Source organism: Clostridioides sp. ES-S-0123-01 (assembly GCF_020658415.1).
GTDB lineage: Bacteria > Bacillota > Clostridia > Peptostreptococcales > Peptostreptococcaceae > Clostridioides.
In genome coordinates this window covers 168,970-188,320 of sequence record NZ_JACVWD010000005.1, presented here as the reverse complement: position 1 = coordinate 188,320, position 19,351 = coordinate 168,970, and the positions used below count along the sequence as shown (strand labels likewise).

At 27.8% G+C, this 19,351-nt stretch carries 21 protein-coding genes; 1 reads left to right on the top strand and 20 read right to left on the bottom strand.

Annotation, left to right across the window (positions count from 1 at the left end):
* Positions 1–11: 11 nt before the first annotated feature.
* The 9 genes from IC175_RS13300 to aroE all read right to left on the bottom strand — a co-directional run bounded on the left by IC175_RS13300 (position 12) and on the right by aroE (position 6,424).
* Entirely contained in the window at positions 12–1,082 is a 1,071-nt protein-coding gene (locus IC175_RS13300) for an elongator complex protein 3 (RefSeq protein ID WP_227434159.1), read from the bottom strand.
* 53 nt (positions 1,083–1,135) lie between these two features.
* On the bottom strand, positions 1,136–1,846 hold the full coding sequence (gene rnc / locus IC175_RS13295; protein ID WP_227434158.1) for a ribonuclease III: 711 nt from the start codon (positions 1,844–1,846) through the stop codon (positions 1,136–1,138).
* A 162-nt stretch (positions 1,847–2,008) separates the two neighbouring features.
* Positions 2,009–2,470 (bottom strand): CD1247 N-terminal domain-containing protein, encoded by a 462-nt coding sequence (locus IC175_RS13290; RefSeq protein WP_227434157.1) that lies wholly within the window; start codon positions 2,468–2,470, stop codon positions 2,009–2,011.
* Positions 2,471–2,561: 91 nt separating this feature from the next.
* On the bottom strand, positions 2,562–3,119 hold the full coding sequence (gene efp, locus IC175_RS13285) for an elongation factor P (RefSeq protein WP_227434156.1): 558 nt from the start codon (positions 3,117–3,119) through the stop codon (positions 2,562–2,564).
* 398 nt (positions 3,120–3,517) lie between these two features.
* A complete protein-coding gene (locus IC175_RS13280) occupies positions 3,518–4,048 on the bottom strand; it encodes a hypothetical protein (protein WP_227434155.1) in 531 nt (176 codons plus the stop codon).
* Positions 4,038–4,457, bottom strand: a complete 420-nt coding sequence (locus IC175_RS13275; protein WP_227434154.1) for a hypothetical protein — start codon at positions 4,455–4,457, stop codon at positions 4,038–4,040. The genes IC175_RS13280 and IC175_RS13275 overlap by 11 nt, the downstream gene beginning before the upstream one ends.
* 19 nt (positions 4,458–4,476) lie before the next feature.
* Positions 4,477–5,169, bottom strand: coding sequence for a hypothetical protein (locus IC175_RS13270; protein ID WP_227831229.1), 693 nt, complete (start codon positions 5,167–5,169; stop codon positions 4,477–4,479).
* Positions 5,156–5,515, bottom strand: a complete 360-nt coding sequence (locus IC175_RS13265) for a hypothetical protein (protein ID WP_227823637.1) — start codon at positions 5,513–5,515, stop codon at positions 5,156–5,158. Before IC175_RS13265 ends, IC175_RS13270 begins: the two co-directional genes overlap by 14 nt.
* Before the next feature lie 57 nt (positions 5,516–5,572).
* Positions 5,573–6,424 (bottom strand): shikimate dehydrogenase, encoded by an 852-nt coding sequence (gene aroE / locus IC175_RS13260; RefSeq protein WP_227845268.1) that lies wholly within the window; start codon positions 6,422–6,424, stop codon positions 5,573–5,575.
* Between the two features lie 258 nt (positions 6,425–6,682).
* Between aroE and sigK the strand changes: the two genes are divergently transcribed.
* Entirely contained in the window at positions 6,683–7,324 is a 642-nt protein-coding gene (gene sigK / locus IC175_RS13255; RefSeq protein WP_227434150.1) for an RNA polymerase sporulation sigma factor SigK, read from the top strand.
* Between the two features lie 99 nt (positions 7,325–7,423).
* Here the strand turns inward: sigK and IC175_RS13250 are convergent, their stop codons facing one another.
* The 11 genes from IC175_RS13250 to IC175_RS13200 all read right to left on the bottom strand — a co-directional run bounded on the left by IC175_RS13250 (position 7,424) and on the right by IC175_RS13200 (position 19,351).
* Positions 7,424–9,088: a peptidoglycan D,D-transpeptidase FtsI family protein gene (locus IC175_RS13250; RefSeq protein ID WP_227482213.1), complete on the bottom strand. Its 1,665-nt coding sequence runs from the start codon at positions 9,086–9,088 to the stop codon at positions 7,424–7,426.
* Positions 9,089–9,159: 71 nt separating this feature from the next.
* Positions 9,160–10,407: a peptidase U32 family protein gene (locus IC175_RS13245; RefSeq protein ID WP_227845709.1), complete on the bottom strand. Its 1,248-nt coding sequence runs from the start codon at positions 10,405–10,407 to the stop codon at positions 9,160–9,162.
* The gene (locus IC175_RS13240; protein ID WP_227434147.1) at positions 10,394–11,068 is read right to left on the bottom strand and encodes an O-methyltransferase; all 675 of its coding nucleotides are present in this window, start codon (positions 11,066–11,068) and stop codon (positions 10,394–10,396) included. The genes IC175_RS13245 and IC175_RS13240 overlap by 14 nt, the downstream gene beginning before the upstream one ends.
* A 172-nt stretch (positions 11,069–11,240) precedes the next feature.
* On the bottom strand, positions 11,241–12,320 hold the full coding sequence (gene mltG / locus IC175_RS13235; RefSeq protein ID WP_227482211.1) for an endolytic transglycosylase MltG: 1,080 nt from the start codon (positions 12,318–12,320) through the stop codon (positions 11,241–11,243).
* 226 nt (positions 12,321–12,546) lie between these two features.
* The gene (locus IC175_RS13230; protein WP_227845708.1) at positions 12,547–13,872 is read right to left on the bottom strand and encodes a pyrimidine-nucleoside phosphorylase; all 1,326 of its coding nucleotides are present in this window, start codon (positions 13,870–13,872) and stop codon (positions 12,547–12,549) included.
* Positions 13,873–14,050: 178 nt separating this feature from the next.
* Entirely contained in the window at positions 14,051–14,863 is an 813-nt protein-coding gene (locus IC175_RS13225; protein ID WP_227434144.1) for a purine-nucleoside phosphorylase, read from the bottom strand.
* A gap of 68 nt (positions 14,864–14,931) precedes the next feature.
* Positions 14,932–16,104 carry a phosphopentomutase gene (locus tag IC175_RS13220; RefSeq protein WP_227434143.1) on the bottom strand — a complete coding sequence of 391 codons (1,173 nt, stop codon included), beginning with the start codon at positions 16,102–16,104 and terminating at the stop codon, positions 14,932–14,934.
* 41 nt (positions 16,105–16,145) lie between these two features.
* Complete coding sequence (locus IC175_RS13215) at positions 16,146–17,060, bottom strand: tyrosine-type recombinase/integrase (protein ID WP_227434142.1); 915 nt, start codon at positions 17,058–17,060, stop codon at positions 16,146–16,148.
* 11 nt (positions 17,061–17,071) lie between these two features.
* Positions 17,072–17,677, bottom strand: coding sequence for a stage II sporulation protein M (locus IC175_RS13210; protein ID WP_227434141.1), 606 nt, complete (start codon positions 17,675–17,677; stop codon positions 17,072–17,074).
* Between the two features lie 68 nt (positions 17,678–17,745).
* Positions 17,746–18,282, bottom strand: a complete 537-nt coding sequence (locus tag IC175_RS13205) for an NUDIX hydrolase (protein ID WP_227434140.1) — start codon at positions 18,280–18,282, stop codon at positions 17,746–17,748.
* 1 nt (position 18,283) lies between these two features.
* Positions 18,284–19,351, bottom strand: a complete 1,068-nt coding sequence (locus IC175_RS13200) for a DUF3866 family protein (RefSeq protein ID WP_227851613.1) — start codon at positions 19,349–19,351, stop codon at positions 18,284–18,286.

Here is a 19,351-nt window from a genome sequence, read left to right as displayed (position 1 = left end):
CATTGTTAAAACTAAAGGTTATAAATGTCATACAATTTTCTATGGATGTCTCTCATATTAGCAATAATTAAACTTTTCCCATCTAACACAATTTCTAATTGATTTATATCTAAATCTGATTCTTGTGTTTTTAAAATCACACCAAAATTTTCTTTCATATATTTAATATTTGTTTTTTTATTTCCTATTATTTTAGAAATATTCTTTTTATTAGACTTCACCAACACGTTATTTATATTTTTATTTTGTAAAATAAGAAATTCTAAATAATCTTTTATCATCTCAGCTTCTACTAATTCTCTAAAAGCAGGGTGATATGGACCCGCTAAGACAGCTTTTCCCATTTGTATATCATCAGTAGCTTGAAGCCCGACTCTTATTACATTTATATCATTAACATAAAATAATACAAGTACTTTTTTTACTATTCTTATACTCTCGTCAAGTGTAAATGGCTTATATTCGTTTTGCTCCATCAATTTTTCCAGACCAGTCTCTTTTACCACTAAAGTTGGATAAATTCTTACACAATCTGGTCTAAGCTCTACAAATTTTTTGGCTGTAAATATGCATTTTTCTTCTGTATCAGCTGGAAGCCCAACCATCATTTGTAAACCAAGTTTAATTCCACTATTTTTTATCAACTTTGAACTCTTATATACAATTTCTGACTGATGACCTCTAATACTATCTAACAATACTTTTTCATCTAAGGATTGTACTCCAAGCTCTATTATACTTGTCTTATATTCTTTTAACATTTCCAATATTTCTTCACTAATACAATCTGGCCTTGTGGACATTCTAATATCTTTTATAAAACCTTTTTCTACATATTCTTTGGCAACAGCTAATAAACTTTTTTGTATATCTACATCTATGGCAGTAAAACTTCCACCAAAAAATGCTATTTCTACATCAGCATCCTTATCTATAGTCTTTAGACATTCTTCAATTATATTTCTTGCATCTTCACTAGTAACATCAGTACTCACACCTGTTATTTTTTTTTGATTACAAAATATACAATCATGAGGACAACCTTTGTGAGGAACAAATATAGGTATAATTCTCTTTTTCATCTACAACATCCTTCTAATCTAAATATTTCTTTTTATATTTTTACATATTATATTTATTTTTCCCATAATTTTTTCTTTAAAGCTACTTTAGCAGCCAATTGTTCTGCTTCTTTTTTACTTTTACCTTCTCCTATCCCCAAAACACCTTCATTAATTCCCACTTCCATAACAAACCTTTTATTATGGTCTGGTCCTTTTTCTTCTATAAGCCTATACCAAATATTATTTTCTCCATTTCCTTGTAATACTTCTTGAAGATGTGTTTTATAGTCTCTAAATATATTTCCCTTTCTTGAATCGTAAATTATATTTTCCATATGGTGTAATATAAATTGTCTTGCACTTTCAAATCCTCCATCAAGATATATTGCTGCTATTACAGCCTCAAATGCATCTGCTAATATTGAAGTTCTATGTCTACCTCCAGTAGCTTCTTCACCTCTACCCAGTAACATATGAACCCCTAAATTTATATCATTTGCAACTTCACTTAATGAATCCTCACAAACTATATTTGCTCTAAGCTTAGTCAATTCCCCTTCGGGCAGATTAGATTCTTCATTAAATAAATAATCACTTATCACTATGCCTAAAACTGAATCTCCTAAAAATTCTAATCTTTCATTAAAATTATATCTCTTATTTTCATTAGAATATGAACTATGTGTAAGAGCTTCTAGTATATATTCTTTATTTTTAAATTTATAATTTATAACATCTTCAAATCTTTGTATATTATCTAGTAATTTTTTACTTATCTTCATTATTACATCCCTCCAAAATCCTATTCTATAAATTCTAGTGTACTATTTTTGTGCAACTATTGCAAAACCAAAATCTAAAATACTTGTCCTCATAAAAATAAAACTACCTATGAAACAAAATATCTCATAGGCATCATAGGCAGTTTTATTTCTTATGAATTTTTATTCTCTATCATCACAATTCGAACAACCACCACATGTACAATCATCATCATCATAATCATCTTCTGATGATAATATTACAGCCTTACAATCAGGACAAACAACATCTACGTCATCATCATATAATAAATCTTCGTCTATTTCTACTAATTCTCCACAATTTGGGCATTCCATTTCTATATAGCTGAAGTCCTCATCGTCATCATTTTCTTCATCTTCTTCGTAAAGGTCATCTTCCATGTCAGCAATATCTTCTTCTAAATCTGCTAAATCTTCGTCTATAGATTCAACAAAATCTTGAAGTTCTTCCTGTTCTTCATCCAATGTTACAATAGCTTCTGCAAATACTTCTAATGCATCAACTATTTTATGTATCATTTTCCCTTCTTTACTTTCAGTGCTTATTTCTAAACCTTCTGCTAAACCTTTTAAGTATGCAACTTCTTCATATAAATGTTTCATGTAACACCCCTCGCTTTCTTTTTAATATATAAACTAAAAGCTCATATATCTTATATTATTAAGACATATAAGCTTTTATATACATAAATTTTTATACTCTTGATAAATATTCACCTGTTCTAGTATCTATCTTTACTTTATCTCCAGTATTTATAAATAATGGAACTTGAACAACTGCACCAGTTTCAACTGTAGCTGCTTTAGTTACATTACTTGCTGTATCACCCTTTATTCCTGGCTCTGTATCTACAACTTCTAACTCTGCAAAGTTCGGAGCTTCCACTTGGAATGGTTGTCCTTGATAAAATCTTATTGTAGCAACTTCATTTTCTTTTAAGAATTTAATTGCATCTTCAACTTGATCATAGTTTAATGGTATTTGTTCAAAATTTTCTTGGTCCATAAAATAATATAACTCACCATCATTGTATAGATATTGCATTTGTCTTGTATCTATTACAGCTTTAGGGAATTTTTCACTTGGATTAAAACTTTCTTCTCTTATAGCTCCTGTTTTTAAATTTCTGTATTTAGTTCTAACGAAAGCAGCTCCTTTACCTGGCTTAACGTGTTGAAAATCAACTACTAAACATGGTTGTCCATCTTTTTCAAATGTAACACCTTTTCTAAAATCACCTGCTGATACCATTTTTTGTTCCTCCATATTAAAATAAATTTCTTATTTTTTAGTAAATTTTACATTACTATGCCTTTAAAATTATATCTCTTACTTGAATTCTGTCAAGTCAGGATTACAAATTTTTACTAATATCATAATATCATAAGTTATACAATATAAACAAGTATTTGGCAGATTACTTATCCTATATTTTTATTATTTACATCTATAATCACACTTTATACATTTTATATGTTGATATTATTTATCTCTACAACTATACTTTCCACTATTACTCATTACTTTTTATTTAAAAACAATGGATAAACATAATTTTTTAGATTTTTACAGAATAACTTTTATGAAAATTTAAAACATTTTTCTTCATTAATAATACTGTTACCTAAAAATTATACTGTTACTTAAAATTATACATTTTTAATAAAATTCCATATTTTTACTTTAAACTCAGTTTCATATCTTTGATTACGTTTTGATAATTTCAAGATTATATTAATATATTCTCCATTATTAGACATTGAGACATACATTTCATCTACATAATCACCAATTTCATATCCACCAGCTTGACTACTTTCACCATTTAAAGAATTTACAAACAACTTATTTCGTCTCTCATTTAATATAATTTCTTTGTTGCTTGTATATGCTTCATTATAAGTTGTATTTTCATCTATATATCTACATTTTATGGATGTCATTTTTTTTAAACCTTCATCATTAGAAGATAAGTTTATTATACCCTTAGAATTACCAATGATTCCTTCTATAGATTTTGTAATTTCAATACTTTGTTGTTGTAACTCCATTTTATCTTCTATTTTAACTTTTAAATTCATTGTAAGTATAAATATAGAATATAAAGTTATCACCAGTACTACAATTACAGTTAAAGATACTGCACTTTCTAAAAGTAAATATCCACATTTACGTTTCATATTTTCCCTCTTTCAAAAGTACTCTTCCACTTACAGGTGTTATTGTTATAGTTTTATTTAATCTACCATTATATATCTCTATTGTAGTTGCTCTTTGAGGTGAGCCATCAGATTTAAATTTTATAGTTTCAATACTTCTTGCGATTCTTACATTTCTAGGCAGTACTATGGATTTAACATCTTTGCCATCTTTTCTCAATACATATCCTTCTTGTTCCTTTTGTTTTATATAGTATATATATGTATTGTAGTTGCTAAACATATTAATTCGTCTAACATACCTTATATCTGAACAAAGTTGACGTGCAAATAAATTTATTTTATGATTTTCAAGATTATCTTTTGGAAAACATATTGTAGTTATCAATAGTATTATACTTATGGATACTACTAATTCTATTACAGTCACATTCCTTCTTTTTTCAAAGTTATACACCCCTATACTTATATATATATACTAAGTTTTTTTCATCAAAGTTCTTTTTTATATTTTCTATTATCTCTTGGTCGATTTCTTCTTCTCCATTAGTGTTTTGATTATCAAAATCTTTACTGTCAGTCTCAAATATAGTTGAAAGTTCTATTTGGTCAAACGATTTAGACTCATCAGATGTTTCAATAGAATCTTTATCACTATAATCAGCCTCTGTATAATCTTTAATATCAACTCCTACCCATGGATTTTTAATTTTCACGCTCACTTTTATTACTTTTAAAAAGTCTTTCTCTCTAGCTGTACTTGTTATGTCAAATTCAAAAAAATCTCCTTTGTCATATATAGTATTGTTTTCTATTTTTAAATGAACTTCTTCTAAATTACTATAAGATATATCTTTTATTTTTTTTATACAATCAATCATATTATTTCCTAAGAAATAGTCTCTAAATTCTTCTTCATTATTAGATATATTAATAGCTTCTTCCACACAGCAAAGAACATTACTTATTGATATTTCTATACCACTTAAAGAAACTTCCCTTAACTTAGCATCTTTATATTCTAATTCAAATAAGTTATCATTACTATAAATTAAACCTATACACATAATACATACAGTGCTTATAATAGAAAATATTATCAATGTTATTATTAATATAGAACCTTTATTATTTCGTAACATAACTCTTAAATCTTAATTGTTTTAAATCACTCTTAATTTCCATATTTATCTCATAACATTGATAATAGTTTAAAATTTGTTTCACTGTGCTATTTATCTCATAACCTTTTATGTAGTTTTTATTTATTTCATCCTCAGTCAATTGATATTCATTATTTTTTATTTTATATTTCTCATCTTCCAAGTATTTCTTTGCAATATTTAACATTTCTCTATTGGATACATTTTTACTAATAAAACTATAGCAGTTATATAAAGATGTAGATACCAAATACACAGCTACATATAATATGGCGATACTCATTATACATTCAATTGATATAAAACCACTCTTTTTCGTTTTCAATAATAAAAAACCTCTCATTAATATTTTTATTCTATAAATTAAATCTTAAGGATTTAGTTATAAATTCTTTTCATAAAGCTCTTTTATACAACTATTTTCATTACTATCTAACTTTATTCCAGTCCATATACAAAATGCACTTAGACCTTGATTTATTAACATATCAATTCCAAATATAACATCTAAATTGTATTTTCTCGCCCATTTTATAAGGCTTGTTTCATGAGGCTTGTATACTATATCACATACTAGTATTTTTTTGCTTGGAATCAATGATTCATCTATTGGACATAAGTTATTCCCCATACCTATTGGTGTAGTATTTATAAGTATATCAATTTTGCTTAAATCATTTTTATCAACTTCTTTAGTGCTATAGACTACATCTAATTTAAAACTGGATTTTATTATATTTGATATTTCCCTTGCTTTATCTATACTTCTATTTCTTATTTCTATAGATTTTACATTGTTAAATGCAAGTTCAATAGCAATACTTCTACACGAACCTCCACAACCTAATATCATGACCTTTTTGTCTTTTAGGTCAAACCCATTTTCAATTACAGCTTTTACAAATCCAACTCCATCAGTATTATATCCTTTTAATCTACCTCCTTCATTCTTAATCGTATTAACTGCTCCAACTAATTTTGCTTTGTAATCAATATAATCCAAGTATTTAATTATATTTACCTTATGAGGTATTGTCACATTACAACCCTCTACACCCATACTTTTTATGGACTCTACTGTTTTCCATAAGTCTTTTGGCTCTACATCAAAGCATACATAAACATTATTTTGTTTGTATTTTTCAAATAAGTAGTTATGCATGATTGGTGAGAAGCTTTGTTTCACTGGATGTCCTAAAAGACATATAAGCTTTGTTTCGCTATTTATAATCATATCTTTCTCCCTTTTATTTATTGACATCTAAAATTCAATTTATACCAAATAAACTAATAATTTATCCGTCTTATTTTTTATATATTCAACAAAAAATCAAACTTAAATTCTTCTTTTTAATGTTATATTACAGCCAAAAGTTTGTAAATATATGTTTTAAATTCTAACAGTATACATATTATTTTATTGAATAACAGTCAACTTGGATAAGTCTCCTTCATATAATTTAAAGTGACCGTTAAAAAGGGGGGTGACTTATTGGCAGCGCTTAAATCTTTTGAAAAACCCTTAACCCCTGAAGAAGAGATTGAGTATTTAACTAAATTTAAAATAGAAAATGATAAAAGTGCAAAAGATATATTGATTGAAAGAAACATGAGATTAGTAGCTTATATCGCAAAAAAATATAACAATTCGACAGAAGATCAAGATGATTTAATATCTATAGGTACAATAGGATTAATAAAAGCTATAGAAACTTATAATATAGATAAAGGAACTCGATTGGCAACATACGCTTCTAGATGTATTGAAAATGAAATTTTAATGAATATCAGATCTAACAAAAAAAACAAATCACAAGTATCTCTACAAGACCCTATCGGAACAGATAAAGAAGGTAATGAAATAAGTCTTTTGGATATACTTGGTACAGATGTCAACTATGTTCTTGACGAAGTTGAGTTAAAAGTTCAAGTTGGAAAACTATATGAACAACTTAACAAAATCCTTACTCCTAGAGAAAGAGAAATTGTCCAGTTAAGATACGGGTTAACTCCTTATGGGTATAAAACTCAAAGAGAAATAGCACAAAGACTTGATATCTCTAGATCATATGTGTCCAGAATCGAAAAAAAAGCTCTTAAAAAACTAGAAAAAGAGCTTGTTCAAGAAAATTAATATTATATTTTTAGAAGGATATATCGTATAACATTAGACAAAACAACTTGCCTAAAAATTAAAATTACGATATATCCTTAAATTTTATAATACATGACTTTATTTTATACTTTCACATATTTCTTTAAATATAGGTATTGCTGATTTACTTTCCTTTTGAGTTCCTTCTACTAGCACAGTTATTACATACTTAGGTCTTTTCTCTGGATAAAATCCAGTTATCCAACCATGATCTATTGGCTTTTTATTCAGACTACTTTGAGCTGTACCAGTTTTTACCCCACATCCTCCTTCTAAATCCTTTAGGACTTTAGCTGTTCCAACTTTAGAAACAGATTTCATAATTTCTTTTACTTGTGTGCATACATAAGGAGAAATAATTTCTTCTTTTTTTGAAGACTTATAGGTTTTTACTGTCTCCATATCATTATTTACAAGACTTTTATATAAATATAATGGTTCAAATGTTCCATTATTAGCTATTATCTGGGTCATTTGATTTATTTGGAGTGGTGTAAATTCTATATTTTCTTGACCTATAGCTAAATTACGTATTGATATATTTTTTGGAGCTTCTCTAATTCGTTCTTCATCAAGACCAATATCAACCTTTTCAAATAAATGTAATTTTTCAGCAGATTTTAATATCTTCTCTTTACCAACTTTCATTGCTATATCTAAAAATGCTGGATTACATGAATTAGAAAAAGTTTGCTGTAAGGATTGAAGACCATGTCCATCTAGTTTATTGCATCGCAATATTTCATTACTATTTCCAACTTTAGTTTTACCTTTGCAATTATAGGTATAATTCTCATCTACAACTCCATTTTCAAGCGCAGAAAATAGCACTACCATCTTAAACACAGAACCTGGCGGATATGTCGATTTTATGACTCTATTCTCAAATTCTCCATTTTTACTCTTTAAACTCTTTGCTATGTTATTTTGGTCAAAATTAGGTCTAGAACACATAGCAAGAATTTCACCTGTAGATACGTCTGAAATCACTGCTGCTGTTGGATTTTCTTCTTTATTTAGTATTTGCTCTAAATTTTTTTGAATATCATAATCAATAGTAGTTTTTAAATGTTTATCTTTATCTTTTTCATCAATTGTTTTTACACTTCCCTTTAAAATATTTAGAGATTTTTCGTTTCCCGCATCTCCTGCTTTAAAGGCACTTATATATTTTTCATTTGAGTTTCTAAGCACACTATCCATACTTTTTTCTATCCCCAATTGACCTGATTTATCATCATCTTTTATATAACCTATTGTATGTGATAATAAACCATCCTGTGAATATCGCATAGTCTTTTCTTCTAACATTATACCATTCTTCTCAAGTTGTTTTTTCATGCTATTATCAATATTTTCGGTCTGAATTTGTATTATAGGATGTGCCAATTGTTCTTGTATAATTTTATATATTTCCAAATCATCCATCTTCGTAGCCTTCTTAACAAGTTCCAGTATTTTATAGTTGTTATTTAATTTTTCTTTCTCAACAACTAAAATCTGAACTTTACTTGTATCTGTAAGTTTCTTATTATTTCTATCATAAATTATGCCTCGTCCACTATTTAACTCTACTTTCTCAACACTCTGCGATTCAACATTTTTTTTGTACTTATCACCTTTTAATACCTGTATATCAACTAGCCTATATATTAAACCACTATAAATTATTAAAATTATAGTAAATATATACCAGCTTCTCTTTCCCACTTTTTTAAAAAATGGAGTCTTCTTTTTTGACATGAAATCACCCCTTAGATAATTTCATTATTGACAATTTCTAAGGGGCTAATACTATTTTTATTAAATTTTTATTACTCTTCAACTTTTTCTTCTATAACTTTTCTAAGCATATAATCTTTCTCAACTTTTACAGATAGTTTTAACTTAACTATCTGTCTAGGGTGAGGAGCTGATTCTATAGGCTCTCCTTCTTTGTTGTACATTTCTTCTATTTTAGTAAACATAGTTTCTTTATAAGGTCCCATAACTTCTATTTCATCACCAACACACATTTTATTTCTCTGTTCAACTACAATAAGCCCATTTTCATCCTCTGTCTCTCTAACTATACCTATAAAATCATAGTTTCTAACATATGATGCTGATTGATAATTTTGGTCTTCTGTTGTTGGCTTATTCAAGTAAAAACCTGATGTGAAATGTCTATGGCTCCCTTTCTTCAACTCTTCCATCCACATAGGATTAAATTTCCAGTTTTCAGGGTCCTTATAAAATTCATCTATTGCCATTCTATATGCTCTTACAACTGTTGCTACGTAATATGATGTCTTCATTCTTCCTTCTATTTTTAAGCTTGTTATACCAGATTTAATTAATTCTGGTATGTATTCTATCATACACAAATCTTTTGAGTTAAAAAAGAATGTACCTCTTTCATCCTCATATATAGGGAAATATTCACCAGGTCTTTTTTCTTCAACTAAATGATATTGCCATCTGCAAGATTGAGCACAAGAACCTTTGTTTGCATCTCTTCCAGTCATATAATTACTTATCAAACATCTTCCTGAGTAAGAGATACACATAGCTCCATGCATAAAAGCTTCTATATCCATATCTAAAGGTGTTTTAGCTCTTATTTCAGATATTTCATCAAATGATAATTCTCTTGCCACTACAACTCTTTTTATTCCATGTTCATACCAAAAATTGGCACTAAGATAATTAGTTGTATTTGCTTGTGTACTTAAATGTATTTCCATATTTGGAATTACTTTTTTAATTACACTAAGAACACCTGGGTCAGCTATTATAACTGCATCTATTCCTATCTCTTCTAACTCCAATAAATAAGCTTCTAATTGTAGGAAATCTTCATTGTGAGGTATTATATTTACTGTTACAAAGACTTTCTTCCCTCTCTCATGTGCAAAAGCTACACCTTCTGCCATATCTTCTTTACTAAAGTTTTTTGCAGCAGACCTCATTCCAAAGATTTCTCCACCTATATAGACAGCGTCTGCTCCATATGTTATAGCTATTTTTAATCTCTCCAAATCACCTGCTGGAGCTAAAAGTTCAACTTTATTTAATTCCATCTACGTCACCTCTTTTACTTTCTTTATAACTTAATGCCACACCATCTCCGATTGGTATCAATGATGTACTCAAATAATCACAATTACATATATAATCTAAATAATTTCTCATTCTTTTTACTATGGTTTTCTTTCTTCTTACAACAAAATCATCATGTGCAACCATTCCTTTATATAAAATATTATCAGAAACTAATAGTCCACCATCTTTTAGCTTATCTATAACTAAATCAAAAAATAGCTTGTATTGACCTTTTGCTGCATCTATAAATATAAGGTCAAATTCACCTTGGATTTGACTCAATTTTTCTTCTGCATCTCCTTCTAGTATAGTTATATTATTTTCAAATCCAGCTAATTTTATATTTTCTTTTGCTTTTTCTATCATTTTTTCGCTTCTTTCAACAGTTATTATATCTGCACCTTTTCCTATGATTGTTGCAAAGAAAATAGAAGAATAACCAATTGCACATCCTACTTCTAAAACTCTTTTCGGCTTTTGAATCTTTAATAAAACTTTTAACAAGTCTGAAACTTCTTTGTGTATTATAGGAACACTATTTTCTTCAGCATAAATTTCCAAATCTTTTAAAAGTCCTTCTTTTTCTTTTAATGTTACTCTTATATAATCTTCAACCAAGTCATTAACTATATTACTCATAAAAAACACTCCCTAAAATAATAAACATCAAAATTTTGTCTTAATTTATTATTTTTTAAATTCATATTGCTCTGTATATTTACACTTTCTTTATTATAAATCTAAGAATAACAATTTTCAATAAAAAAGCCCAACATTATTCTTACCCTGTTAGACTTTTTATAATCATTGTTTATTTTGTGGTATTTTCATTATTTGTTGTTTTTGTATCTTTACCTTGTTTATCTCTCGCTTCCTTGTACTCTTTAACATATTTTAAATGGTCTTGATAGTTTGTACTATAGTTATTTCCTCCATCAATCTTTGCTACAAAATACAAGTAATCTGTTTTATCTGGGTAAAGTGCTGCCTCAATAGATTTTATACCAGGATTTGATATTGGTGTAGGAGGTAATCCTTTATTTTTGTAACTATTATATGGTGAATCAATTTTTAAATCATTATAAGTTACAATTTTCTTTCTTTCTTCAAATATATATTGTATTGTTGCATCTGATTGAAGAGGCATACCTACTTTAAGTCTATTGTAAAATACACTTGCAATTATTGGTCTATCTTTATCAAGTACAGCTTCTTTTTCAATTATTGAAGCCATCTCCATTACTTCTTGAAGAGTCATCTTTGATTCTTTTTGTTTCTTTTTAAATTTGTCTGTATATTTACTATCAAATACGTTTAACATTTCATTTAAAATATCTTCCTCTGATTGTTTCTTTGAATTAAAATAATATGTTTCTGGATACAAAAATCCCTCTAAAGAAGTTATTCCATCTTCTTTTAAGAATGTAAACTTGTCATAAAACTCTTGAGGTTTTTTTATTAGATTTTCAAAGGTAGTTTTATCTCCTAAGTTTTTATTTACTAATATTGATATAATTTCTTTAGATGTAGACCCTTCTGGAATAGTTACTTTTACACCATCATGATATATTTTTCCTGAAGCTAAAAGGCTTATTATATCATTATTTGAATACGATTGATTAAGTAAATATGTTCCTGATTTTATAGATGGTGCCTTATTACTTACTTTTACTATCAATTTAAACAATAATTCATTTTTTATTAATTTATTTTCATATAGTATGTCAGATATTTTTCCAACTGATGCTCCACTTGGAATGTCAATAATTACATCTTCTTTGTTATTTTTGTCATAAGGACCTATTTGCATAGACACAAATATACCTACCACAACAATTAAAATAACAACTATTAATGCTACTATTTTCAATCTATTTTTTTTAAAATTCATAATATAATCTACTCCTTATGTATATTTGTCCATTTTCTATTATAAAACTAAGCACTGTAATTTTCAATCATCTTGTCGAATAAACTTATTTATATTATAAAAAAATACTTTAAAATATATTTTTATTATTATATATTTAATACTTCTCAAACTTTTCAAAAAAATAAAAAACCTAACACTATTTTTAACATGTTAGGCTTTTTATAATCACTTTTTCTAAAATTTTCTAAAATTTTTTAATTTCATCTTTAGTTACAATACCATATACTAATTTATTTTTTTCTATTTCTTCATCTACAATAGAATATGAATTGACGAATCTATCCTTTGCTAATGTAAGTTTTTTCTCATCATCATAGTGCATATATGCTAAAACTTCACCCTTTTTTACATAATCTCCAACTTTTTTTTCTAAAATTATTCCTACTGATAAATCTAAAATATCATCTTTAGTTTCTCTACCAGCTCCAAGAATCATAGCTGATATGCCTATATCTTCTGCCTTAATCTTACTTATATACCCAGATTTATCTGATTTGATTGGATACTTATACTTTGATTCTTTAAATAGAGAATAATCATCAACTATATCTTTATTTCCACCTTGATTTTCTATGAACTCTTTAAGTTTATCTATAGCTCTACCAGATTTTATTGATTCTTGTATCTTTTCAATACCATCATCAAAGTTACATGCAACTTTTGCTAAAACCAGCATATATGCTCCTAAAACTTCACATAATTCAACAAGGTCTTTTGGTCCATTTCCTTTTAAGGTTTCAATTGCTTCTATAACCTCTAAAGAGTTCCCAACAGCAAAGCCTAGAGGTTCATCCATATCTGTCACAATTCCTATGGTATCTTTATTCATACCAACACCTATATCAACCATAGCTTTTGCCAATTCAAAAGACTCCTCTAAAGTCTTCATAAATGCCCCATTTCCAGTTTTCACATCTAATACGATTGCATCAGCTCCGGAAGCTAGCTTTTTAGACATTACACTAGATGCTATCAATGATATATTGTCTACAGTTGCTGTAACATCCCTAAGAGCATAGATTTTTTTATCTGCAATTGCTACCTTTGCACTTTGACCACAAACTGCTATTTTATGCTTGTTTACAGAATCAATAAATTTATTTATATCCATTTCTGTAGAAAAACCTGGTATAGCTTCCAATTTATCAATAGTTCCTCCAGTATGTCCAAGACCTCTTCCAGACATTTTTGCAACTGGTGCTCCACATGAAGCAACTAAAGGAATAAGAGCTATTGTAGTCTTATCTCCGACACCACCTGTACTGTGTTTATCTACTTTTATACCCTCGATATCTGAAAGCTCTATCATATCACCAGAGTGCATCATTGCCTCTGTAAGATATACAGTTTCTTGTCTATTCATCTTATTTAAATAAATAGACATTAATAGTGCAGAAGCTTGATAGTCAGGTATATCTCCTTTAGAATAGTTTTCTATAAAGTAATTTATCTCTTCTTTGCTAAGTTCTAAATTATCTCTCTTTTTTTTTATAATATCATACATTCTCATACTTGAAATCTCCATTCTAACCTGTAATAATGTAAATAAATTTATAAACATATTTATATATTATAATATTATAAAAAACTGTCTCTTATTAGAAATACTTTTCTATATCAAGACAGCTCCTTATTAATTATTTTCAAATTGTACATTATCTATTTTATAATAAATTTACTTAAATCCTCTATAAATTCTTAACTGTACTCTTAACTAAGTTCAAAAACTCTGATTTGACTTTTTGAGTAGTTTGTATAACTTCTTCATGACTTAATGGTTGATTTAAGATACCAGCAGCCATATTAGTTATACAAGATATACCAATAACATCAATATTAGAATGTGCTGCTACTATAACTTCTGGAACTGTTGACATTCCAACTGCATCAGCCCCCAATATTTGAGCCATTCTTACTTCTGCTGGTGTTTCATAATTGGGTCCACTAAAGAACATATATACACCTTCTTTTACATCTATATTGTATTCTTTAGCACACTCTTTAACTATATCTATATATTTACATGAATATGCATCTGACATATCTGGAAATCTATCTCCAAGTCTATCATCATTTTTTCCTACTAATGGATTACTACCACTAAAATTTATATGGTCTCTTATAATCATCAAATCCCCTGGTTTAAATTGCTTATTTACACCACCAGCAGCATTAGTTACTACAATAATTTCGACTCCAAGAGCTTTCATAACTCTAACTGGAAAAGTGGCTTCTTTTTGAGAATAACCTTCATAGTAATGAAATCTTCCTTGCATAGCAATTACTTCTTTTCCTGCAAGCTTTCCAATAACAAGTTGCCCAGCATGTCCTTCTACTGTTGAAACAGGGAAATTTGGAATTTCGCTATATTTAATTATGACAGAATCTTCTATATCATTTGCTAAATCACCAAGCCCAGAACCTAATATTAGACCAACTTTAGGCTTTATATTAATTTTAGAATTTATAAATTTACTACTTTGTTCTATCTTTTCAAACATTCCAATCCCTCCATTCATTCTATTAAGATAATTTTTATTAGCTTATATATTTATCTTCTATTTAATATTTAAAATAAATCTTTTTTAAAACTCGTTCCATGTTTAGGCAGTTTTACATCCAATATATCTGCAACAGTTGCTCCAATATCAGCAAAAGTATCTTTTATTCCTAAATTAAATCCTTTTTTAATCTTACTACCATAAATCATTACTGGAATATATTCTCTTGTATGGTCTGTACCTTTATATGTTGGGTCATTTCCATGGTCTGCATTAATTATAAGAATATCGTCTTCTCTCATATTGCTCATTATCTCAGGAAGTCTATTATCAAACTCTTCAAGTGCTTTCTTATATCCTTCTGGGTCTCTTCTATGACCATATTTTGAGTCAAAATCAACAAGGTTTGAATATATCAAGCCTTTATTATCTTGTTTCATATACTTTAAAGTTTCATCTACTCCATCCATATTACTTTTAGTATGAATAGCTTCTGTAATTCCTTTACCATTAAAAATATCTTCTATTTTTCCAACAGCTAATACTTCAAGACCTGATTCTTTTATATTATCAAGTACAGTTGGTTCAAATGGGTCCAGTGAATAATCTCTTCTATTTGAAGTTCTAACAAATTCACCTGTTTTTTTACCTATAAATGGTCTAGCAATTACTCTAGCCACTGCATTATCACCCATCATTATTTCTCTAGCTATTTTACACATACTATACAACTCTTCTAGTGGAATCACCTCTTCATTAGCTGCTATTTGAAATACACTATCAGCTGAAGTATATACTATTACATCTCCAGTTTTTATTTGATGTTCTCCATATTCATCAATTATCACAGTCCCTGAAGCTGGCTTATTTCCTACTACTTTTCTTCCAGTTTTTTTCTCAAACTCTTCTATAATTTCTTTTGAAAATCCATGTTCAAATGTTTTAAAAGGTTTATCAACTATTATCCCAGTCATTTCCCAGTGACCAGTAGTAGTATCTTTTCCTTGAGACATTTCCTTACATTTTCCAAAGCATCCTATTGGCTCTTTTTCATCTTCAAAAAAATCTACACCATCTATATTTCCTATACCTAATTTTCTCATATTAGGAATTTGTATTTCTGGATATTCTTTAAATATATTTCCAAGAGTACTTACATCCTTACTGTCTCCAAAATTTTCAGCATCAGGTAATGCTCCTATTCCAACACTATCAATTACAATCCAAATTACTCTGCTCATATAAATATGCTCCTTTTAAATTATAAAATTTGCTATAGAGTCTATTTAGCTTCTACTTTTTGTAACTCTATATCAATATCATTTCTAGGATGTTTTTCTTTTATTTCTCTTCTCACGTTTTTATCTATGTGGTTTAAATATACTTGTAAACTAGACAAATTAACATTTCCTAAGATTTTACTTACAACAGCAATGTTAGCACCTTCATTCAAAAGATGAATAGCAAATGAATGTCTAAGCATTGTAGGATTTATGTTTTTATCTATATTAGCTAAATTAGAATATTTTTTTATAACTTTCCAAAGACCTTGTCGTGTAAATCTTTGTCCTAATGAACTTACAAATAATGACTTTTCACCTTCTACAGCTATTTTAGGTCTTGCTTCTTTTAAATATTTCTCTAAATAAAGTTTTGTAATATCACAAAGAGGTATCACTCTTTGGCTTTTACAGCATGAACTACAATATATATAGTCAATATCCAAGTCAACATCGTCTACATTCATATCTACTAGCTCTGATACTTTTATACCTGTACCATATAATACTTCAAAAATAGCCTTGTCCCTAATTAATTTAGGTGTTGTTAACTTAGGAAAATTTAATAATCTTTCAATTTCTTCTTCTGTAAGTATATTTATATTTTCTTTTTTTACCTTAGGTTTTTTTATATCCTTTGCAGGATTATTTGTACATACATGATTTAAAAATAAATAATCATGAAAAGATTTTATAGATGATATCATCCTTGCTATTGTAGCTATTGATACATTATCTTTTTCCAACTTTATTAAATAACTTATAATATCATTTTCTACTATATCTACTAGTTTAATGCTTTTTTGATTTATATATTCCATATATTTTTTTATATCCATAAAGTATGATGCCACTGTGTTCTCTGATAATTTTTTTTTATCTTTTATGTAATCTATATATCCCTCTATAATATCCATTATAAACTCCTTTATTTAACTAGGAACTTAATAATACCAATACTTACAGTATTTAATATTAATTGCAACCCCAATGATAGTGCTATTATAATTATAATATTTAGTATGTACCTCTTAATTAAAAACTGCATATTTCTTCTATTTTTCTTTTTAAATTCATAAACCATCTCTTTAAAATAGCTTAAACTAATTAATGTTAATATGATTGCACATGGAATAATAATCAAATTTTTAAATAATATTATCAAAATCATTTTTGCACTCTTAAATTTTAATGCCAATATAAAACTATTTATTGTATATCCAATTGACATTCCCTTTAATACAAAAATTACTAATACTGCTGGAATTGTTACTACAAATAGACTTAATAGAGCTATCGAGCCCATAAAGATTGTATCTGACTTTAAATTTTGTAGAACGGTATCTTTTACATTTATATTCAGATTATAATACTCTACAGCAGGATTTATATTGTTTAATATATTATCATTAGAACCTGGTAATATTTTATTTATATAGGACCCAATAACAATAGACATCATAAACAACAATCCTATAATAATTATTTGTCTATTTAATTCTCTAAAATCATTTTTTCTATATGTTTTTCTCAATTTTATTCCCCCTTGTCCTTTATAAAATAATATGCTGTAGGACAAGGGGTTATTCATTTTTATAAATATTAATTTTTAAACATATCTTTTACTAATAATAATCCAATAGAAGTTTTTGCATCTTCAACATCATTTTTTAATACCATATTATAGGCTTCTTCAAGTTCAACTTCGTAAACATCTAAAAATTCATCTGCATCTAGATTATTTTCTCCTGGAGTAAGACCTGTTGCCAAATATACAAACATTATCTCATTAGAAAAACCTGCTGAAGTGAAAAATTTATGTATTAGCTTAATATTTTTTGCACTATAACCAGTTTCTTCTTTTAGCTCCCTCTCAGCACATTCTTTAGGACTTTCATTTTTTTCTAGCTTACCAGCTGGAATTTCAAAAATTGGTTTTTCTATAGGTTTTCTAAATTGCTTCACTAATACAACTTTATTATCATCTGTAATTGCAACTATTCCTACTGCACCACCAACTTCTACTAATTCCCTCTTTTGATATCCTTGTCCTGGAATTTCAACAGTATCGACCTTTAAAGTAATTACCTTACCTGTATAAACTCTATCACTACTAATAGTTTTTTCTTCTAATACCATCTTAAACCTCCATTAAGTAATATGCTGCTGTACTTGCAGCTTTGAAAAATGCCTCATCTTGCTCATAATTTCTTCCCATACTTTTTACTTTTAGATTAAAATAGTCTAAATCCTCTTTCGTTTTATTATTATCTATATAAATTATATTATGCTTTTTATCTAAACCACTAGCTTTAACTTGTTCTTTTATAAATTTTAATTTTTCATCATCATATATAGTTATTGGTATATCTATATTTACATTTACAATTTCTTCAAATACAGTCATACTGTGATGTGAAATACCTTGATGCCTTTCTCGTTTGTCAGCAAAACTAATTCTTGGAATTGCTATTGCTTGTCCTCCAAGCTTTATTACAGCATCAAGAATTGGACCTTGTTCAATTCCTGTAAATCCATATTTAGTACCTGTACCAGCAATTCCTGGTCCCATACTTACAAATACTACATCGGCTTTTAATATTTCTTTTGCTGTAATCAATGCAGTGTATATATTTATACACTCATAGTCTCCCCCAAATGCATTTCCTATAGTTATTGTACTATCTATTAATTTTTTTTCTTTTAAAGTATCTACATTTTTACTTAAATAAATTGGAAGAGATGCTCCATCAGTCATTATATATACTAGTTTCTTATTAGGGTTATTTCTTTTAAATGAAGCTACAAATGGAGTTAACATACTATGAAGAGTTCCTACTACAACAGGAAGGCCTTCTAACTCTGTAAAATCATCAAATTTATCATGATAAATGCTTTCTTGTTCCTCAACAGCGTCTACCTTTATTTGAAGTGGTGTATATCTAAGTTTCATTATATGACCACCTTCAATTAAACTAGATTCCAAATTGTTTAAATTAGTTATTACAAAATGGTATCCACCAGTTCCTAGACTTAGTTCTACTGCTGTTGTATTTAAAACTACTTCATCCCCTATATCTACTACTCCAGACAGTTTTGGATAATTGTATGCTCTTTGTATTTCTCCATTTATATTTACTCTTATATCATCCAACGTTTCAGTTTGACTTACAATTGACTCAACAATCCCCACTCTTTTGCTTATCAT

Excerpts from the sequence above, each read along its gene's own strand:
- IC175_RS13300 (WP_227434159.1), bottom strand. The coding sequence starts at position 1,082 with ATGAAAAAGAGAATTATACCTATATTTGTTCCTCACAAAGGTTGTCCT.
- rnc (WP_227434158.1), bottom strand. The coding sequence starts at position 1,846 with ATGAAGATAAGTAAAAAATTACTAGATAATATACAAAGATTTGAAGAT.
- IC175_RS13290 (WP_227434157.1), bottom strand. The coding sequence starts at position 2,470 with ATGAAACATTTATATGAAGAAGTTGCATACTTAAAAGGTTTAGCAGAA.
- efp (WP_227434156.1), bottom strand. The coding sequence starts at position 3,119 with ATGGTATCAGCAGGTGATTTTAGAAAAGGTGTTACATTTGAAAAAGAT.
- IC175_RS13280 (WP_227434155.1), bottom strand. The coding sequence starts at position 4,048 with ATGAAACGTAAATGTGGATATTTACTTTTAGAAAGTGCAGTATCTTTA.
- IC175_RS13270 (WP_227831229.1), bottom strand. The coding sequence starts at position 5,169 with ATGTTACGAAATAATAAAGGTTCTATATTAATAATAACATTGATAATA.
- aroE (WP_227845268.1), bottom strand. The coding sequence starts at position 6,424 with ATGATTATAAATAGCGAAACAAAGCTTATATGTCTTTTAGGACATCCA.
- IC175_RS13250 (WP_227482213.1), bottom strand. The coding sequence starts at position 9,088 with ATGTCAAAAAAGAAGACTCCATTTTTTAAAAAAGTGGGAAAGAGAAGC.
- IC175_RS13245 (WP_227845709.1), bottom strand. The coding sequence starts at position 10,407 with ATGGAATTAAATAAAGTTGAACTTTTAGCTCCAGCAGGTGATTTGGAG.
- IC175_RS13240 (WP_227434147.1), bottom strand. The coding sequence starts at position 11,068 with ATGAGTAATATAGTTAATGACTTGGTTGAAGATTATATAAGAGTAACA.
- mltG (WP_227482211.1), bottom strand. The coding sequence starts at position 12,320 with ATGAATTTTAAAAAAAATAGATTGAAAATAGTAGCATTAATAGTTGTT.
- IC175_RS13230 (WP_227845708.1), bottom strand. The coding sequence starts at position 13,872 with ATGAGAATGTATGATATTATAAAAAAAAAGAGAGATAATTTAGAACTT.
- IC175_RS13225 (WP_227434144.1), bottom strand. The coding sequence starts at position 14,863 with ATGTTTGAAAAGATAGAACAAAGTAGTAAATTTATAAATTCTAAAATT.
- IC175_RS13220 (WP_227434143.1), bottom strand. The coding sequence starts at position 16,104 with ATGAGCAGAGTAATTTGGATTGTAATTGATAGTGTTGGAATAGGAGCA.
- IC175_RS13215 (WP_227434142.1), bottom strand. The coding sequence starts at position 17,060 with ATGGATATTATAGAGGGATATATAGATTACATAAAAGATAAAAAAAAA.
- IC175_RS13205 (WP_227434140.1), bottom strand. The coding sequence starts at position 18,282 with ATGGTATTAGAAGAAAAAACTATTAGTAGTGATAGAGTTTATACAGGT.
- IC175_RS13200 (WP_227851613.1), bottom strand. The coding sequence starts at position 19,351 with ATGATAAGCAAAAGAGTGGGGATTGTTGAGTCAATTGTAAGTCAAACT.